Annotated in this window: 2 protein-coding genes and 1 pseudogene; 2 read left to right on the top strand and 1 reads right to left on the bottom strand. The window is 44.5% G+C overall.

The window, feature by feature from the left end; genetic code table 11:
• Both Q0212_RS14960 and Q0212_RS14955 read left to right on the top strand, forming a co-directional pair.
• Positions 1 to 205: hypothetical protein (locus Q0212_RS14960; protein WP_297926987.1), on the top strand; the 205-nt coding region annotated here is incomplete at its 5' end.
• Positions 206 to 319: 114 nt separating this feature from the next.
• Positions 320 to 976 (top strand): TetR/AcrR family transcriptional regulator, encoded by a 657-nt coding sequence (locus Q0212_RS14955; protein ID WP_297926985.1) that lies wholly within the window; start codon positions 320 to 322, stop codon positions 974 to 976.
• On the opposite strand, the pseudogene Q0212_RS14950 reads toward Q0212_RS14955, so the two are convergent.
• Positions 969 to 1292, bottom strand: a pseudogene (locus Q0212_RS14950) (hypothetical protein); the annotation flags it as partial. The gene Q0212_RS14955 and the pseudogene Q0212_RS14950 sit on opposite strands and share 8 nt — an antisense overlap.
• Between the last annotated feature and the right edge of the window lie 69 nt (positions 1293 to 1361).

The raw sequence follows: 1361 nt of genomic DNA, 5'->3' as shown, positions 1-1361 counted from the left end.
ATTACCTGTTCATATCAAAACTTTTGCTAATGCCCTGACGGTTCAAAGTGGTTCTGCTAATTCGGTGTTACTAGACGATGGTCACGTCTATTTTTGGGGACGAGAAATCGGCGGAGGTCGAGGCACAGGCAAAGTACGAGCTCACGAGCAATCTAGTAGTAAAGACTGGTCTGTCCCCGAAAAGTCTTTATGGATGTGGAAATAATTTTTCTAGTTTGGGCAATGCTGATAAATTTGCTAAAATCGCCATTGTTATTTTAGGACTTAGGCGGTTGATGACATGCCTAAGTCCTGTATTTTTTATTCAAAGGATAAGCTCATGGCACGTTCAGACACAATGCAAGCCACTCAACGTCCACGCCAGCGTGTGTCACCCGTACAAGAACGTTCACGGCAAAAGCTCAATACCATTTTAGATGCCACCGCCAATTTGTTGGTGCAACAAGGTGTTGAAGCCACCACCATGCTCGCCATTGCAGAAGCCGCCGACTTATCGCCAGCAACCGTGTATCACTATTTTGAAAATCGTTTGGCGATTTTTGCCGCCTTAGCCGAACGTACCATGACCATGGTTGATAATAATTTGTCAGAGCGTTTAAACGCCTTTGCAGTATCTAACGAACAAAGCACCCACGAATTACTCCAAACCTTGTACCAGTTGTATCATCAAACCCCTGGTTATGTCTCGTTGTTGACCGCGTTACGTGCCGAACCTTCCTTGCAGGCCTTAGTGCGTGAATCAAATCGCCGTATTGCCGATGTGATTTGTGAAGTATTGGTGCGACGTACCTCCTTAGCGTTACGTCGCGCCCAACGTTTAGGCTGGATTTTAAGCCAGTCGTGTGACCAAGTATTACAAGAAGCGTTATTATCCACGCCCGAAGAAGCGCAAGCCCTATTAGAAGAACTCACCGAGATGGTGGATACACTGTTAGTCCATTATATTCAAAACTCTAAAAATTCTGCGCTTAATTAAACGCTTGGGCATACGCTTTGCGTGTAATCAAACCAATTAATTGCCGAGGCAAAAACCGACTCACAAAAAGCTGCTGACGATTTAGCAAGCCAGAAACAGCGAGATTTTTGCGTGCTTGCATGGCGGCAATGCCTTCACTGGCGCATGATTCTACGCTTTGCAGTAATGGCGTATTTTGAAAATACTTTAAACGACTATTGCTGGTCATTTCGGTATCAATGCCACCTGGTGAAAAGACTGTTAAAGACAGGTTTTGCTGATGCTGTTCGAGGGCAAGGCTTTGGGCAAAATTGGTGACAAAAGCTTTTGTACCTGCATAGGCCGCTTGGTAGGGTTACACACTGTATATGAAAAATCTATCTAAACCTACTTATTTAGGTTGTTT

Source organism: uncultured Agitococcus sp. (genome assembly GCF_937920075.1).
Taxonomy (GTDB): Bacteria; Pseudomonadota; Gammaproteobacteria; order Pseudomonadales; family Moraxellaceae; genus Agitococcus.
Note: the sequence above shows the minus strand (reverse complement) of the source record. Positions and strands in the feature narration are given on the sequence as shown.